This window comes from Micromonospora sp. NPDC005171 (assembly GCF_040608575.1).
In the GTDB taxonomy this organism is placed as follows: domain Bacteria; phylum Actinomycetota; class Actinomycetes; order Mycobacteriales; family Micromonosporaceae; genus Micromonospora.
Genome location: NZ_JBEXIM010000005.1, coordinates 176464 through 191594, shown reverse-complemented (window position 1 = coordinate 191594; position 15131 = coordinate 176464). Strand labels below are relative to the sequence as shown.

At 72.7% G+C, this 15131-nt stretch carries 14 protein-coding genes; 4 read left to right on the top strand and 10 right to left on the bottom strand.

Annotated features, from left to right (window positions below; all coding sequences use genetic code 11):
* Both ABZU74_RS10815 and ABZU74_RS10810 read right to left on the bottom strand, forming a co-directional pair.
* Positions 1 to 1143, bottom strand: coding sequence for a SigB/SigF/SigG family RNA polymerase sigma factor (locus ABZU74_RS10815; RefSeq protein WP_355421048.1), 1143 nt, complete (start codon positions 1141 to 1143; stop codon positions 1 to 3).
* Between the two features lie 222 nt (positions 1144 to 1365).
* On the bottom strand, positions 1366 to 2808 hold the full coding sequence (locus tag ABZU74_RS10810; protein ID WP_355421045.1) for a hypothetical protein: 1443 nt from the start codon (positions 2806 to 2808) through the stop codon (positions 1366 to 1368).
* Positions 2809 to 2953: 145 nt separating this feature from the next.
* On the opposite strand from ABZU74_RS10810, the gene ABZU74_RS10805 reads away from it, so the two are divergent.
* Positions 2954 to 3184 carry a CDGSH iron-sulfur domain-containing protein gene (locus ABZU74_RS10805; RefSeq protein WP_355421042.1) on the top strand — a complete coding sequence of 77 codons (231 nt, stop codon included), beginning with the start codon at positions 2954 to 2956 and terminating at the stop codon, positions 3182 to 3184.
* 242 nt (positions 3185 to 3426) lie between these two features.
* On the opposite strand, the gene ABZU74_RS10800 is transcribed toward ABZU74_RS10805, so the two are convergent.
* Genes ABZU74_RS10800 through ABZU74_RS10790 form a run of 3 tightly spaced genes read right to left on the bottom strand, consistent with a single transcriptional unit; the run spans position 3427 to position 7445 of the window.
* Positions 3427 to 4524, bottom strand: a complete 1098-nt coding sequence (locus ABZU74_RS10800; RefSeq protein ID WP_355421040.1) for an iron-containing redox enzyme family protein — start codon at positions 4522 to 4524, stop codon at positions 3427 to 3429.
* A gap of 49 nt (positions 4525 to 4573) precedes the next feature.
* Positions 4574 to 6328: a thiamine pyrophosphate-binding protein gene (locus tag ABZU74_RS10795; RefSeq protein WP_355421037.1), complete on the bottom strand. Its 1755-nt coding sequence runs from the start codon at positions 6326 to 6328 to the stop codon at positions 4574 to 4576.
* Positions 6321 to 7445 carry a Vms1/Ankzf1 family peptidyl-tRNA hydrolase gene (locus ABZU74_RS10790; RefSeq protein WP_355421034.1) on the bottom strand — a complete coding sequence of 375 codons (1125 nt, stop codon included), beginning with the start codon at positions 7443 to 7445 and terminating at the stop codon, positions 6321 to 6323. The genes ABZU74_RS10795 and ABZU74_RS10790 overlap by 8 nt, the downstream gene beginning before the upstream one ends.
* Positions 7446 to 7587: 142 nt before the next feature.
* On the opposite strand from ABZU74_RS10790, the gene ABZU74_RS10785 reads away from it, so the two are divergent.
* On the top strand, positions 7588 to 8136 hold the full coding sequence (locus tag ABZU74_RS10785) for a hypothetical protein (protein WP_355421395.1): 549 nt from the start codon (positions 7588 to 7590) through the stop codon (positions 8134 to 8136).
* Between the two features lie 76 nt (positions 8137 to 8212).
* Here the strand turns inward: ABZU74_RS10785 and ABZU74_RS10780 are convergent, their stop codons facing one another.
* Complete coding sequence (locus ABZU74_RS10780; protein ID WP_112602008.1) at positions 8213 to 8551, bottom strand: DUF3817 domain-containing protein; 339 nt, start codon at positions 8549 to 8551, stop codon at positions 8213 to 8215.
* Between the two features lie 153 nt (positions 8552 to 8704).
* Here ABZU74_RS10780 and ABZU74_RS10775 point away from each other — a divergent pair, with 153 nt between their 5' ends.
* Entirely contained in the window at positions 8705 to 10183 is a 1479-nt protein-coding gene (locus tag ABZU74_RS10775) for a glutamate--cysteine ligase (protein WP_355421031.1), read from the top strand.
* A gap of 30 nt (positions 10184 to 10213) precedes the next feature.
* Here ABZU74_RS10775 and ABZU74_RS10770 read toward each other — a convergent pair whose 3' ends face one another.
* Positions 10214 to 10600: a DUF2267 domain-containing protein gene (locus tag ABZU74_RS10770; protein WP_170158688.1), complete on the bottom strand. Its 387-nt coding sequence runs from the start codon at positions 10598 to 10600 to the stop codon at positions 10214 to 10216.
* A 400-nt stretch (positions 10601 to 11000) separates the two neighbouring features.
* Between ABZU74_RS10770 and ABZU74_RS10765 the strand changes: the two genes are divergently transcribed.
* A complete protein-coding gene (locus tag ABZU74_RS10765; protein WP_355421027.1) occupies positions 11001 to 12020 on the top strand; it encodes an LD-carboxypeptidase in 1020 nt (339 codons plus the stop codon).
* Here the strand turns inward: ABZU74_RS10765 and ABZU74_RS10760 are convergent.
* From ABZU74_RS10760 to ABZU74_RS10750, 3 genes are all read right to left on the bottom strand, one after another.
* On the bottom strand, positions 12017 to 12592 hold the full coding sequence (locus ABZU74_RS10760) for a GNAT family protein (protein WP_355421024.1): 576 nt from the start codon (positions 12590 to 12592) through the stop codon (positions 12017 to 12019). The genes ABZU74_RS10765 and ABZU74_RS10760 overlap by 4 nt on opposite strands.
* Positions 12593 to 12688: 96 nt before the next feature.
* The gene (locus ABZU74_RS10755; protein WP_355421022.1) at positions 12689 to 13861 is read right to left on the bottom strand and encodes a zinc-dependent alcohol dehydrogenase; all 1173 of its coding nucleotides are present in this window, start codon (positions 13859 to 13861) and stop codon (positions 12689 to 12691) included.
* Positions 13862 to 13890: 29 nt separating this feature from the next.
* Positions 13891 to 14841 (bottom strand): SRPBCC family protein, encoded by a 951-nt coding sequence (locus tag ABZU74_RS10750; RefSeq protein ID WP_355421019.1) that lies wholly within the window; start codon positions 14839 to 14841, stop codon positions 13891 to 13893.
* Positions 14842 to 15131: the final 290 nt, after the last annotated feature.

Genomic DNA, 15131 nt, shown 5'->3' with positions numbered 1-15131 from the left:
TCAGTCCCGGGCCGGCGCCAGGCCGGCGGCGGTGAGCGAGCGGCGTACCGCGGGCTGGACCCGGGTCAGCCGCAACGGCACCCCGGTCCGCTCCGCCGCGTCCCGCCCGGCCATCAGCGCGGCGATCCCACCGGCGTCGAAGCCGCCCGCGCCGACGAGGTCGACGACCACCTCGCTGGGCTGGCCGGTGACCGCCTCCAGCATGGCCCGGCGCAGTTGGTCCGCGCCGTCGCGGTCGATCTCGCCGCCGACCTCGACCACCACCGAGTCGCCGTTCTGCTTGACCGAGATCCGGGTCTTGCCCGGGTCGGGTTCGGCGGCGCCGTTCTGCCAGGGCGGCGGCGCGTCGGCGAGCATCGCCTGACGCAGCCAGGTGAGCGCCCTCGACAGCAGCCGGGACACGTGCATCTGCGAGATGCCGAACCGGGCGGCGATCTCCGCCTGGGTCTGGTTGCCGTAGAAGCGCATCGCGAGGATCCGCCGCTCACGCCAGGGCAGTCGGTGCAGCAGACCGCTCACCGTCACCCGGTCGTCGACCGATTCCAACGCGTTGTCCGACTCGCCGACCAGGTCCCCGAACTCGGCGGAGCTCTCCCCACCCACCGGCGCGTTGAGGGAGGCCGGGCTGTAGCCGGCCGCCGACTCCAGGGCGGCGAGGATCTCCTCCTCCGGGGTCTCCAGCCGGGCCGACAGCTCGGCCACCGACGGGGCCCGGGACAGTTCGCTGGTGAGTGCGGCGGTGGCCTGCCCCACCTCGAGGATCAGGTCCCGCAGCCGGCGGGGCACATGCACACCCCAGGTGCGGTCCCGGAAGTGCCGTTTGATCTCGCCCACGATGGTGATGGCGGCGTAGGCGGTGAACGAGCCCCGTTCCGGGTCATAGCGGTCGACGGCGTTGACCAGCCCCAGCCGGGCCACCTGCTCCAGGTCCTCCAACGGCTCTCCGCGCCCTCGGTACCGGCGGGCGAGCCGGCCGGCGAACGGCAGCGCGAAGCGCACCAGGTCGTCTCGGGCCTCCCCGCGCCGCTCCGGCGGCATCCCGGCGATCCGGGCCGCGTACGCCATCGCCGCCGCGTCGAGATCCTCCAGACCCCGGTCGGTCGGTGGTGGTGTGGTCGTGGTCGTGCTCGTCTGTCCGAACATCCGCGCCTCCCTCAGGAAGGTCCCCCGCCCGGATCGGGAAACCGGTCGTGCGCGTGGTCGAGCCACGCACCGGGCCGGAAAGTGGGTCAGTGACTGGGATGCCAGCGGGCGACACCGCCTCTACGCAGCGCAATCAGGCCGTAGCAGCCAGCGATGTTCCCGCTCCGTAGGTACTCAATCACGGGACCCCGGGTTCGCGAGGATGTTTCGGCGTGCTCCGTCTCAGGAGACCAACAACCCCTGGTGGCCGCCGCTGTCACGGAGCACTGCGAGGGCCTCGGCGACCCCCAGCGGGGGCGGCGCGGGCAGGTCGTACGGCTGGGCGCGCAGGACCTCGGTGGCCCGGCGGGTGGGCACCGAGGTGACCGGGTAGCCCCGGGCGGTGGTGCGGTCCAGCGCCCGACGCCGCCGGCCGAACCCGGCGACGGCCAGCCACTGCGGCAGCCCGGCCAGCGCGGGCGAACGCACCCCGGGCGGCTCGGGCAACACGTCCACCGAGCTGAACGCCTCGCTGCCGGCCAGCCACCACTCGGCCTCGTCGACGCTGCGGCGGGTGGCGTTCTCGCACCAGTACGGCACCAGCCCCGCCCGCACCACCTGCCACGGGTCGAGCAGTCGGCCGCACTCCACCACCAGCCGGTCGCCGGTCTTGCCGGCGCGCCGCAGCCACCGCCGGTACAGGTCGGCCACCCCCGCGCTCAGCGCCGCCGGCCGGGGCACCAGCACCCGGTGCAGCGGGTGCTGGCGCCGGGCGGACCAGTCCCGCGCGGCCAGCTCGAACCCCGAGTCGACGCCGTGCTCGGCGTACGCCGACGGTACGGACACCTCCGGCGGCTCCCACCGGGTCGCGTCGCCGCCGACGGAGCGCAGCACCTGCCGCAACGCGTGGCTGTCCGGGTGGAAGTCCACCGGGTCCAGCCCGCTGCCGGGGCAGCCGACCTGGAAGCTGTGCCCCGGCCCACGCTCCAGGACCGGCCAGGAGCGCGCGTCGCCGATCAGCAGCACGGGGGCACCCGGCAGCAGCAGGTCGGCCAGGAACTGCGCGTACGCGGCCGGTAGGGCCCTCCACGCGGCGGTCAGCGACACCGTCGCCCCGGTCAGCGCGCCCCCGCTGGCCGGGCAGTGCACCTGGCGCAGGTGCAGGTCGGCGTTGCCGGCGAGCAACCGGGTGGCGAGTGCCGCGCCGTGCTCCACGGCGTCCGCCGGGCGGTCCACCCCGCCGTCGGACCAGTGCACGGTCATCTCGAAGCCCGCCGGAAGCCACGGCACGCCGAGGGCCACCGCGAGGTGCGCCGCCGCGCCGTGTGGAGAGCCGATCAGGACGCCGGGGTAGCGCCGGCGGGGGTACTGGTCGACGAACCAGCGGGCCACTCGGGCGCCGTCCACCTCGTCGATCTGGGCCACGGTGAGCGCGACCCGGCCGGCGGCGCGGGTGACCGCGGCGCGGCGTACCGGCTCGGGCGCGCCGGGGAACCGCGACGTCGGCCCGGTGTGCCCGAGGTCGGCGCAATCGACCCCGCGCAGCGCTCGGGCGGTGGCGGCGACCAGCACCCGGGCGGAACTGCCCGCGGCCACGACCCGGTCGCCGGCGAGACCGGCGCCGTCAGCCGTGAGCCCCTTGTGCACCTTGTGCACCGGCCCCACCTTGCCTCGTTCGCTCACCACGCGGCCGGGCTTCCCCTCCCGATGGGGTTCAAACGGGGCATCACCCACCCGGCGGCACATTCCGCTGGTCGGCGGGGTGCCCCGGTCATCACCGTCGTTCTGCGGCTCGGGTTTCGCCAGGGCCAGGACGGGCACTTCCGGGGCCATGCGCACCGACGACACCAGCGATCCAGCCGCCGCCACGATCACCCCGTACGAGGACGGACCGCTGCTGGTCCGCGGCGACTTCGCGCTGGTCACCCCGGACGGCGAGCGCATCGACGCACGCCGGGGAACGGTGGCGCTGTGCCGGTGCGGGAAGTCGGCGCTCAAGCCGTTCTGCGACGGTACCCACAAGGCGATCAACTTCCGCGCGGGCACGACCCGCGAAGGCTGACCCACGTCGCCTCGCCACCCGGCGAGAGCGCACAGCGGACGGGCCGCACCACAGGCACGCCACCCTTTGCTCTGCACCCGCCCATGCGCCGGTCACGGACCGTGACTGGTGCGCGGGCGGGTGCAGAGCAAAGGGTCGACCCAGGGCGGCACGCCCCCAGCCAACGGCCCGCGGACCGCCCCGCCGGCCCCACACACCTGGGTGTGATCCGTCGACTTACCCGGACGTGACGAGCCCCCGGATCAGACGAGCGCGGGCGGGGCCGGCGGGGTCACCACTGGCAACGCGACAAGCGAGACCTTGGGCGGCAGGGCCGGCGGGGCGGGTGTCCGCAGCGAGCTGCGGCCGGCAGCCCAGCTGCCCAGCAGGTGCGCGGCGAACAGCCGGTCCACAGCGAGCCCGGCCGCCGCGCCGAAGAGCACGTCCGCTGCGAGCGCCGGCTCGGCGCGGACCAGGCCGCCGCACATGTCGTGTGCGGCGATCTGCTCGTGCACCGCGTCGGCCTCGACGTGCTCGTCGTAGAAGCGGGTCGCCGCCTCGTCGAAGCCGAGTCGGCGCAGCCCGTTGCCGTAGCGACGGTTGGGCAGCGAGGAGGTCATCTCGAACGCGGCCAGGTGCCCGAGCAGCGCGCCGCGCCGTCGTCGGTGCAGCCCGAACAGCGACATCAGGTTGTTTGTCGCCAACGTCACCGCCGGGACCACGTCGACGTGGGCGCCGTAACCGGTGTCCAGGCCCAGCCGGTCGAGGGTGCGTCGGAACAGCTCGGCGTGCATGCGGTCCAGCCGGCCGTTGCCGTACTCGTCGGTCTGAATCTCCACCAGCGCCGCCTTGGCCGGGCCACCGAGGCGGGGCAGCGCCCAGCTGTGCGGGTCCGCCTCACGCAGGTGGTAGACGGAGCGGTGGGCGACGAACTCGCGGAACTGGGTGAGGTCGGCGTGCCGTTGCAGAGTCGCGGCCAGCGCCGGCCCGTCGTCGGCCGCGACCAGCTCGGCCAGGCCGGCCGCCACCCCGGCGGCGGGCACCGACGGCGCGCCGACCAGCCGACGCAGCGCCGCCTCGAAGACCCGCTCGCAGCGGGCGCGCAGCGCCAACAGCGTCGGCTGCCACTCCCACGACTCGTCCACCCCGAGCCAGCCCCGGTAGTGCAGCTCGTAGCAGAGGAACAGCGTCAGCTGAAGATCCTCGTCGCTGATCGGGTCCGCCGGGTCCAGGTCGACGCCGAGAGCGGCCGACAGGTCGTGCGGCGGGCGCCGCAGAGCCTCGACGACCGCCGCGGAGAGCGGCCCCCGCGCCCTCGGCAGGGTCGCGGGACCGTAGCGGCGGTCGGCGGGCTCGGACATGGGACCTCCAGCGTCGTCGGGCCGCTACTCATGCCCTGGTCGAAGGCGGCTAAACGAGATCATTGGCCTTCGTGGTGACCTCCACCTGCTCGCGGACCTTCCGGGCCGGAGCGCCATCGGCGTACAGGCCCCGCAGGTCGGCGAAGGCGGGCTCCGGCGGCGCCAGCGACACCGCCGGGTCGACGACCGCCTCCAGTACGCAAGGGCGGTCCGCGGCGAGAGCCTCGTCCCAGGCCGCGCCGACCAGCTCCGGGCGGTCCACCCGCACCCCGTGCAGCCCCAGCAGCCGGGCCCACCCGGCGTACGGCACGTCGGGGCGGCGCTGGGTCGGGTCGGCCGACGGCCGTCGCCCGCCACCCATGCCGTTCTGGTCCCGGTTGTTGAGCACCAGCACCACCAGCCGCGGATCGCGCCACTGCTGCCAGAGGTGCGACACGGTGATCAGTTCGGCGAGCCCGTTGAGCTGCATCGCACCGTCACCGACCAGCGCGATCACCGGCTGGTCGGGGGCGGCGAGCTTGGCCGCCACCGCGTACGGCAGCGCGCAACCCATCGAGCCGAGGGTGCCGCACAGCTGCGCGTTGACCCCGGGCGGCAGGGTGAGGTGGCGGGCGTACCAGTAGAGGACCGAGCCCACGTCGACAGCGACCGCTCCGGTCCCGGGTATCCGGGCGGACAGCTCCTGGAGCACGAGCTGCGGGTTGACCGGGTCCGCAGCGGCGGCGGCCCGCTCGGTGGCGACCTCCCGCCAGCGGTCCACCGAACTCTCCACGGTGGCGCGCCACTGCTGCTCGGACCGACCGCGCACCCGGCTCAGCAACGCCCGCAGCGTCTCGGCGGCGTCACCGACCAGCGGCACGTCGGCCGGGTACCGGGTGCCGATGCGGCGACCGTCGATGTCGATCTGCACCGTTCGCGCCTGCTCGGGCATCGGGAAGTAGTCGGTCCACGGGTCGTTGGTGCCGACCATCAGCAGCGTGTCACAGCCACCCATCAGCTCGGCCGCCGCCGGGGTGCCGACCTCGCCGAGCACCCCGGTGTGGAACGGCAGCCGCTCGTCGAGCACCGGCTTGCCGAGCAGCGAGGTGGCCACCCCGGCGCCGAGCCGGTCGGCCATCTCGATGATCTCGGCGGCCGCGTCCCGACCGCCTTGGCCCACCAGGATCGCGGTCCGCTGGCCGCCGCTGAGCAGCTGCGCCGCGGCGTCGAGGTCCACCTCGTGCGGCAGGACCCGGGCCAGCGGTTCGCCGGGGGTCGCCGTGATCACCCCGGCGCCGTACGTCTGCGGGTCGGGCACCAGCGCCTCCTGCAACTGCCGGGGCAGCACCACGCAGGTCGGGCTGCGGGTCGCGGCGGCGGTCCGGAACGCCTGGTCCAGCAGCACCCCGACTTCCTCGGGGCTGCGGCCGTACCGGACGAACTGGTTGCACACGTCCCCGAAGAGCCGGCTCAGCCCGATCTCCTGGTGCGCGCCGCCGAGCGGCCCGGAGATGTCCTCCCCGACGATGGCGACCACCGGCTTGCTGTCCAGCTTGGCGTCGTATAGGCCGTTGAGCAGCTGGACCGCGCTGGGTCCCTGGGTGGCGAGGCAAACCCCGATGCCGCCGGTGAACTTGGCGTGCCCGGTGGCCATGAACGAGGCGGTCTCCTCGTGCCGGGCCGGGATGAACGCCGGCTCGCCGCCGGTGCGTTCCAGCGCGTCGACAAGTGGAGCGATCGCCTCGCCCGGGTACCCGAAGGCGCGGGGCACCCGCCAGGCGAGCAGCCGCTCCACCACGACGTCGGCCACCGACCGGTCAACCATTGCCGCGCCCCGGTGTGCTCGGGTCGACGTAGCGCAGTACCGCGCCGACGCCGTCGGTGAGGTCGGGTGCCTCGTCGGGGCCGAGCACTGTCAACGCCGCGTCGGTGCCGACGAGCGCCCGGACCAGTGCCGCGTCGGCGCGTACCCGCTGCGGGTCGGCCACCGACATGGCGGCCAGCTGCCCCGGGTCGACGGCGATCTCGGTGGGTTCGGCGCCGATCCACAGCTCACCGTTGGCCGACGGGTCGTCCACGATGAGCATCATGTCGACCTGGTTGCGTTGCAGGGCCGAGACGACCGCGTCGAGGCCGCCGCCCACGTCCTCCTGCACGCCGAACTTGTCCAGCGCGGCGCTGATCCGCTGATCGGCGATCTCCGCGATGGTCTGCACGGTGAGGTCGTCCAGCATCGTCTGGTCGGCGCCGCCGGCCCGGGACCCGGCGTCGGTACGGACCACCAGGTCCTGCCAGCGCTCCGGCATCTGGGCAGCGATCATGCCGGTGGCCCGGACGTCACCGGCGACCACCACCACGTCCGCGCCGACCCGGTCCGCGAGCTGCACGGTCGCCGCGGTGACGTCACCGGCGTTCTGGTGCCACGCCTCCATGGCCGCCCGCTGGTAGCGCGACTGGGACCAGCCGCCGGGCTTCGCCCGCCGCAGCGGGTACTCGTCCCGCCCGGCGACGTGCGCCCGCCGGGGCACCCCGCCGGCGCTGACCGCCATCGCGTCGGCGCCGACCCGGTCGGCCACCACCCGGACCCACGCCACCTGCTCGCCGCGCTGAGCCAGCAGCGGCATCACGTGCGGCAGCGGCCCCACGTGGGCCAGGTCCCGCAGTGGTGGCGCGGACAGGTACTCGGAGAGCACCACCCGGCCGTGACTGGCGAAGACCGCCAGGCCGTAGTCCCCGACCATCGGATCATGACCTCGGACCACCCGGTCCAGAGCGGCGATGTCCGCCTCGTCCGCCCCCTGTTCGGCCAGGCTGCGCTCCAGGGCACGCCAGCGCAGATCCAACGCGGGATGGGCGTCCTCCGTGTCCGCGGAGGCGTCCAGATACACCGAGCACCACGGCCCGGGACGGTCGTAGAGCGGGCGCAGGAAGGACAGCTGCATGCTCGACCCCTTTCCAGCTCGGCCCCCCGCTTACCCGGGTCGCCGGGGATGTCACCTCGCGGCCGTGAGCCCGTGACCAGGTTTCATTCACGTCGTTCAACCGAGGACGTCGATACGATCTGTGAACACAAGCGGACTCTCGGTGGTGGAGATGGACAGCGGACTCGATACCCGACGGATCGTGCACCCGACGGAACGAATCGTCACCGGGCGGCTGATCCGCCTGCTCGACGGCTACACCCGCGAGATACGCATCGGTCAGCCGGTGCTGGTGGCGGTGCTCGCCGCGGCGGCCTTCGCCCGGCTGCCCGCCCTGCTGCTGCGCTCGTTCTTCTCCTTCGGCGGTGGCGGCACCCGCCGTCGGTGGAAGGAGCTGAAGCAGGGCCCGGAATACCTGGTCACGCCGGTGCGGCTGCGCAACACCGCAGGCCAGCTCTGCGAGGTGGAGCTGCACGGTCACCTGCCGCAGAGCGCCCTGCACCCGGCGGACCAGGTGCAGCTCACCCTGCGTCCGCAACGCGACCCGGAGCTGCCGCCCCGGATCGAGCGGATCGTCAATCTCACCACCGGGCAGCTGCTGACCCCGCGTACCGCGACGCTCTGGTCGCATCTCGGGCCGCCGCTGCTGTTGCAGGCGTTCCTGGGCGCGTTGCTGCTGGCCGGCATCGCGGCCTGCTCCGCGCTGACCTGATCCGGTCCGGCCCGATCAGGGCCGGACTGTCTGCCTCGGGCTCAGCCGCCCTCGGGCGAGCGGGCGGGTGGGCGGCTCAGCCGACCGGGGCGGGCTCGCGGGCCGGTTGCCGGTCGACGCCGAGCATTCCCCGACGACGGGCCCAGCGCTCGAAGGCCAGGGTGGCGAACGGCGGCACCGCGCTGGCCAGGGCCACCGCCGTGGCCAGCAGGCTCCACCGGTGCAGCCGGGCCACGGCCAGCACCAGAAGGACGTACGCGACGAACAGGCCGCCGTGGATCGGCCCGAAGATCTTGACGCCCAGCTCGTTGTCCGGCGGGCCGTACTTGACCAGCATGCCGACCAGTAGGGCCAGCCAGGAGCAGGCCTCGGCGATCGCCGCCGCGACGAACAGCCGGGTCACCTTCTCGCGCATCCGCACGCCACCACCTCTCGGGCCGCAATGCTATAGGTCGGCTCTGGCTGGGCTAACGGGGCGGGCAGGTGGGTAGGAAAGGGTCCTCGGGTCTTCCCCCGCCCGCCGATCTCGTGCGAGGTTAGGGGGACCAGCGGTGACAGGGTGGTGACCATGGGCGAGGACGTCGGCGTGCGAACCTTCAGTCGAGAGGATCGGGCCCGCTACCGCGACAAGGTCCGCCGCTGCCTGGATGTCTTCGCCGAGATGCTGCGCGAGTCCCGCTTCGACCTCGACCGGCCGATGACCGGCGTGGAGATCGAGCTGAATCTGGTCGACGAGGCGTCGAATCCGGCGATGCGTAACGCCGACGTGCTGGCGGCCATCGCCGACCCGAGCTTCCAGACCGAGCTGGGCCAGTTCAACGTGGAGATCAATGTGCCGCCGCGCCGGCTGACCGGCACCGGCACGGCCGACTTCGAGGAGTACGTGCGGGCCAGCCTCAACGCCGCCGAGGTGAAGGCCCGGGCGATCGGCGCGCACATGGTCATGATCGGCATCCTGCCGACGCTGCGCCCCGAGCACCTGACCGCCGAGACGTTGTCGGCCAATCCCCGCTACAAGCTGCTCAACGAGCAGATCTTCGCGGCCCGCGGCGAGGATCTGCCGATCGCCATCAGCGGGGTGGAACGCCTGGCGGTCACCGCCGACACGATCACCCCGGAGGCGGCGTGCACCAGCACCCAGTTCCACCTCCAGGTCAGCCCGGCCCAGTTCGCCGACTACTGGAACGCCGCCCAGGCGGTGGCCGGCATCCAGGTCGCGGTCGGCGCGAACTCGCCGCTGTTCTTCGGCCGGGAGCTGTGGCGCGAGACCCGCATTCCGCTGTTCCAGCAGGCCACCGACACCAGGTCGGAAGAGATCAAGGCCCAGGGGGTACGCCCGCGGGTCTGGTTCGGCGAACGCTGGATCACCAGCGTGTTCGACCTGTTCGAGGAGAACGTGCGCTATTTTCCGGCGCTGCTGCCGGTGTGCGACCCGGAGGACCCGGCGCAGGCACTCGCGGCCGGCGAGGTGCCCAATCTGGCCGAGTTGCGCCTCCACAACGGCACCGTCTACCGGTGGAACCGCCCGGTGTACGACGTGTCGCGGGGCCGGCCGCACCTGCGGGTGGAAAATCGGGTGCTGCCCGCCGGCCCGACCGTGTTGGACACCATCGCCAACGGCGCCTTCTACTTCGGGTTGGTGCGCGCCCTCGCCGAATCGGACCGGCCACTGTGGTCGCAGATGTCGTTCAGCGCCGCCGAGGAGAACTTCACCAGCTGCGCCCGGCACGGCATCGACGCGCAGGTCTTCTGGCCCGGTCTCGGCTACCTGCCGGTCACCGAGTTGGTGTTGCGCCGGTTGCTGCCGATGGCGCATCACGGCTTGGACCGGTGGGGGCTCGACCCTGCCGAGCGGGACCGGCTGCTCGGCATCATCGAGCAGCGCTGCCTGACCAGCCGCAATGGCGCGACCTGGCAGGTGGAGACGCTGCACCGGTTGGAGTCGGCCGACCATCTGGACCGACCGGAGGCGCTGCGCGAGGTGGTCCGGCACTACGTGGACCTCATGCACAGCAACCGCCCTGTGCACGAGTGGCCGATCCCGTGAGCGCCCCGGGTGGTCCGATCTGGGCGGCGCTCAGCCTCGCGGGGTGGGAACACCGAAGAGGTCGATGATGCCGCCGGGAAGCTGGGCGAGCAGGTCGTGTCGCTCGTCGTCATTCAGCGCCTCGGCGACGGTACGCAACACCGCCTGGGCGTGTTGACGCACCTGGTCTGCGTTCGCGACCTGTTCGCGGTCCCCGACGTTCTTCAGGAACTCGCCGACGTCCCACCGGCGGCCCTGCGGATTGCGGGTGACGGACCCGTTCAGCCGCTCCGGTAGCTGTGCCGCCAGGTTGTCTGCCTCCTGTCCGGCGAGCCGTTCACCGAGCACCGACAGGACGGCCTGTACGGACCGCACGGCCTCGTTCTCACCGAGGCCCGCGCGCTGTCGTACCGTGGCGATCATCTGCTCGTACTCCATGCCCCGCTCCTTCGGTCTCGTCGGCATGCCGTCAGGCCTGCCTGCGGACGAACGGGGCGAGTTCCCACGCTCTCTGGCCACAAACAGGTCACGCGTCGACCCGGACTTCCCGCCGTCGAGGCGCGAGGCCTCACAAGCCGGCGCGAACCAGACGCGTCACTCGGGTCACCAGCTGAGTCACATCGGGCCGTGCTGGACGCCCGCCCGCTGATACCGGGGCACCGCGCGCTCGCTGGAGTGACCAGCGTCCCTTGTGGACCCCGCACGGCATCGATGACTGTCGTAGGCTGTGTCAGCTCGCACATCGTCTGATCACGATGAGGGGACGCCGATGACCGCTTCTGAAACGGACCCAACCACGATCCAGGGGCCCGCACGGGTGCCCTTGTCCCGTCGACACATGCTGACGATGGGAGCGGCGGCGGCCGGTGGCGCGGCGCTCGTCGGCTCGGCGGAGGCCGCGCCCGCGCAGGCCGCGCCGGTTGGTGCGAAGCGCGTCCTGCGGGCACCGGCGCTGGCACCCGGTGACCGGGTTCGGGTCGTGTCGCCCGGCGGCACCCCCAACCCCACCACCATGGCCCGCGGCATCGAGATCCTGCGCAGCTGGGGCCTGGAGGTCGAGCTGGGCACGCACGTCTACGCCAGGTACGGGTACCTGGCCGGCACCGACGCGCAGCGGCTGGCCGACCTGAACGCCGCGCTCACCGACCCGGGGGTCCGTGCTGTCTTCGCCGCCCGTGGCGGCTACGGCACCCAGCGGATCGTCGACCAGATCGACGTCTCTGGTCTGCGCCGGGATCCCCGGGTGGTCGTCGGCTTCAGCGACATCACCAGCATTCAGGGCAAGCTCTGGCGCGAGGTCGGCCTGGTCACCTTCTACGGCCCCATGATCAACTGGAACGACGCCCGCACCGGCCCCGAGTCGGCCGAGGCGCTCCGCAGGGCGGTGATGACCACCGAGCCCGTCACGATCACCAGGGACCCGGCCGAGACGGCCGCCCCCGTCCTGGTGCCCGGGCGGGCGTCCGGTCCCCTGCTCGGCGGCTGCCTGACGTTGATCTCCACCTCGCTCGGCGCGGGGGACGCGCCACGGTTCGACGACGCGATCCTGTTCTTCGAGGACGTGGACGAGGCTCCGTACAGCATCGACAGGATGCTGACCGAGCTGCGCCGGGTGGGTGTGCTGTCCCGGGTCGCCGGGGTGGCCATCGGCCAGATCACCAACAGCGTCGGCGAACCGGGCGAGTGGGACGCGGCTGCGGTGTTGAAGGACCGCCTGTACGACCTGGGCGTGCCGGTCCTGGGCGGGTTACGGCTGGGGCACGGCAACGGGCAGCTCACCGTTCCACTCGGTGCGCGGGCCACCATCGACGCCGAGGCCGGGACCTTGACGGTGGAGCCGGGAGTCCGCCCGCGTTAGCCGTTCGTCGCCGGATCCCAGGGGGAAGGGTCGTCGCGCAACCGACTGTAGAGGTAGCCGTCGCGCCACTGACCGGCGCGAAACTCGCTGGCGCGGATGACCCCCTCCAACTGGAAACCGGCCTTCTCCAGCGCCCGCTGCTCGGCGACGTTCTCCGGGTGGGTGCCGGCCTGGATGCGCTGTGCCGGGCTGTGCTGGAAGAGGTAGTCGCAGAGCAACGCCTGCGCGCGCCAGCCGATCCCCCGCCCGCGCCATGGCGGCAGCAGGACGATGCCGATCTCCCAGTACGACGCCCGACCGGCGTAGCATCCCGAGCGGTAGCTGACAATGCCGGCGGCGGCCCGTTCCTGTTCCACCTCGACGACGAGCCGCCCGTCGTCCTCGCCGAGGTAACCGTCGACGGCGAACCGCCGTGCCGGCGCGCCGGCGTCGCGGAAGCCGGCCCAGTCCAAACCGATCAGGCCCGGCTCGGTGCAGAACCGCCGGAACATCGCCAGGTCGGGTTCGGCAACCGGCCGCAGTCGAACGGTGAGGTCGGTCGAGACCGGCACCGACGTGCCACCACTCTCCATGGCGACACGCTAACTCGCCACGGCTGGCGGCTGGTGCCCGTGCTCAGCTCCAACGGCAGCGCGACGCACTCCCCCGCCGGCAGCGCTGCCACCCGGTCAGACCTTGAGCAGCACCTTCGTACAGTCGTCCTGCTTCTTCTGGAAGATCTTGTAGCCCTTCGGGGCGTCGCGCAGCGGCATCCGGTGGCTGACGATGAAGCTCGGGTCGATCTCGCCGCGCTGGATACGCTCCAGCAGCGGTCGGGTGTATCGCTGGACGTGGCACTGACCGGTCCGCATGATCAGCGAGCGGTTCATGAACGCGCCCATCGGGAACTTGTCGACGAAGCCGCCGTACGCGCCGACGACCGAGACCACCCCACCGGAGCGGCAGGCCAGAATCGCCTGCCGCAGCGCGAACGGCCGTTCCGTCTCGACCCGCGCGGCCTGCTTGGCCCTGTCGTACGCGTACATGGCGGCGTTGCCGTGGTGGCCCTCCAGGCCCACCGCGTCGATGCACGCGTCGGGGCCCCGGCCGGCGGTCATCTCGTTGAGGGTGTCCAGCACGTCGACCTCCTCGTAGTTGATCGTCTCGGCGTCGACGTGCTCCTCGGCCAGCCGCAGCCGGTACGGGAACCTGTCGATGACGATCACCCGCTCGGCGCCGAGCAGCCGGGCGCTGGCCGCGGCGAGCAGCCCGACCGGCCCGGCGCCCCAGACGGCGACCACCTGCCCGGGTTTGATGTCGCACATCTCGGCGCCCATGTAGCCGGTCGGGAACACGTCGGCCAGCATGACCGCCTGGTCGTCGCTGATCTCGGCGGGCACCTTGACCGGGCCGACGTCGGCGAACGGCACCCGGGCGTACTCGGCCTGGCCGCCCGCGTAGCCGCCGAGCAGGTGGGAGTAGCCGAAGATGCCGGCCGGCGAGTGCCCCATGATCTTTTCGGCGATGCCGGCGTTGGGGTTGGAGTTCTCGCAGACCGAGTAGAGGCCGCGTTGGCAGGACGAGCAGTGCCCGCAGGCGATCGGGAAGGGCACCACCACCCGGTCGCCGGGGGCGAGGTTGCGGACCTGCGGGCCGACCTCCACCACCTCGCCCATGAACTCGTGGCCGAGGATGTCGCCCTTGCGCATCGCGGGGATGTATCCGTGGTAGAGGTGCAGGTCGGAGCCGCAGATCGCGGTGGTGCTGATCCGGACGATCGCGTCCCGGGCGTTCATGATCTTCGGGTCGGGTACGTCGATGACCTTGACGCTGTCGGTGCCCATCCAGGCGGTGGCCTTCATCCTCTGTCCCTTTCGGAGAGCTCGGGCGGTCAGCGGCGGGACGCCGGCAGCGGCTGGGCGGGACGCTGCATGGCCTGTTGGCGTACGGAGATGCCGTTGGGGCTGCCCTCGGAGCGGACCACCTCGCCGGTCTCCAGCACCTGCTTGAACCGGCGCAGGTCGTCCCGGACCTGTTGCTCGGGTTCCTCGCCGAAGAGCTTCGCCACCGCCCGGCCGAGCGCGCCGGCCGGCGGCGCGTAGCGCAGCTCCACCCGCACCTCGGTGCCCCGGTCGCCGGGCGCGGGCCCGAACCGGACCCGGCCGGCGTTGGGCACCCGGGTTCCCGGCAACGAACGCCAGGTGATCGACTTGTTCGGCTGGTCGTCGATGATTTCGGCGTCCCACTCGACGCGGTGCCCGGCCGGGCCACGGGCGATCCAGTGCGAGCGGCGCAGGTCGTCGGCGCGTACCGACTCCAGGTGCGCCATGAACCGGGGCAGGTTCTCCATGTCCCGCCAGAAGCGGTACGCCTCGGCGGGCGACCGGTTCACTGTCACCGCGATCTGCATCCGGAGCACGCGGGCGCGGGCCCGTCGGGCCCGACCGACGCGTACGGCGGCGAGCACGTCGACGGCGGTGACGCCGGCGATGGCGAGGGTGGTCAGCGCGACCCGGCGGCGGCGTTCACCGCTGCGGTCGGCGAGGGCCCGACCGAGCAGGGCGAGGTCCATGGCGTCGCCGGCCACCCGGCTCCAGGCCCAGCCGGCCGGGCGGCGGCCGCTGAGCAGACCGGCGGCGCTGCCCAGTTCCCGCAGGCCGATGGCCGGAAGCACGGACCGCGCGGCCGGGGCGTCGTCCACGCCGGTCAGCCGCGCGACGGGTCCGGGCGCGACCAGCGCGCCCACTCCCAGGGCCAGGCTCAGCAGGCCGAGCGTGCTCGGCAGCGTGGCCGGCACCGGCCCGTCCAGCTCCGGCAGGAGCACAGTGTCGACACGACTCATGTCCGGTCCCTTCCGGTGGGCGTCGCCGCCGGTCCGTCGGCGGGACGGCGGTGGTTCCGCCCCCGTGACGCTATGTCGTACCAGTGCCGGATGCGCCGGGTTCGGGGCAGAACGTCCGATCCGGGCGGCGTGGGGGCATGGCGGATGCCGGTCGTGGCGGACTTCAACCTCGGCTGACCGCATCCTGTCCGGCCATTGGAACCACGTTGACCCGCTTCTCACTCGCACCGTGAACAGGGGGCACCGTCCGGCGTTAGGAGTGACTCGCACCGGGTAGCCGGCATCCGCTC

Coding starts and splice junctions, on each gene's coding strand:
- ABZU74_RS10815 (WP_355421048.1), bottom strand. CDS start 1,143: ATGTTCGGACAGACGAGCACGACCACGACCACACCACCACCGACCGAC.
- ABZU74_RS10805 (WP_355421042.1), top strand. CDS start 2,954: ATGCGCACCGACGACACCAGCGATCCAGCCGCCGCCACGATCACCCCG.
- ABZU74_RS10800 (WP_355421040.1), bottom strand. CDS start 4,524: ATGTCCGAGCCCGCCGACCGCCGCTACGGTCCCGCGACCCTGCCGAGG.
- ABZU74_RS10795 (WP_355421037.1), bottom strand. CDS start 6,328: ATGGTTGACCGGTCGGTGGCCGACGTCGTGGTGGAGCGGCTGCTCGCC.
- ABZU74_RS10790 (WP_355421034.1), bottom strand. CDS start 7,445: ATGCAGCTGTCCTTCCTGCGCCCGCTCTACGACCGTCCCGGGCCGTGG.
- ABZU74_RS10780 (WP_112602008.1), bottom strand. CDS start 8,551: ATGCGCGAGAAGGTGACCCGGCTGTTCGTCGCGGCGGCGATCGCCGAG.
- ABZU74_RS10775 (WP_355421031.1), top strand. CDS start 8,705: ATGGGCGAGGACGTCGGCGTGCGAACCTTCAGTCGAGAGGATCGGGCC.
- ABZU74_RS10770 (WP_170158688.1), bottom strand. CDS start 10,600: ATGGAGTACGAGCAGATGATCGCCACGGTACGACAGCGCGCGGGCCTC.
- ABZU74_RS10765 (WP_355421027.1), top strand. CDS start 11,001: ATGCTGACGATGGGAGCGGCGGCGGCCGGTGGCGCGGCGCTCGTCGGC.
- ABZU74_RS10760 (WP_355421024.1), bottom strand. CDS start 12,592: ATGGAGAGTGGTGGCACGTCGGTGCCGGTCTCGACCGACCTCACCGTT.
- ABZU74_RS10755 (WP_355421022.1), bottom strand. CDS start 13,861: ATGAAGGCCACCGCCTGGATGGGCACCGACAGCGTCAAGGTCATCGAC.
- ABZU74_RS10750 (WP_355421019.1), bottom strand. CDS start 14,841: ATGAGTCGTGTCGACACTGTGCTCCTGCCGGAGCTGGACGGGCCGGTG.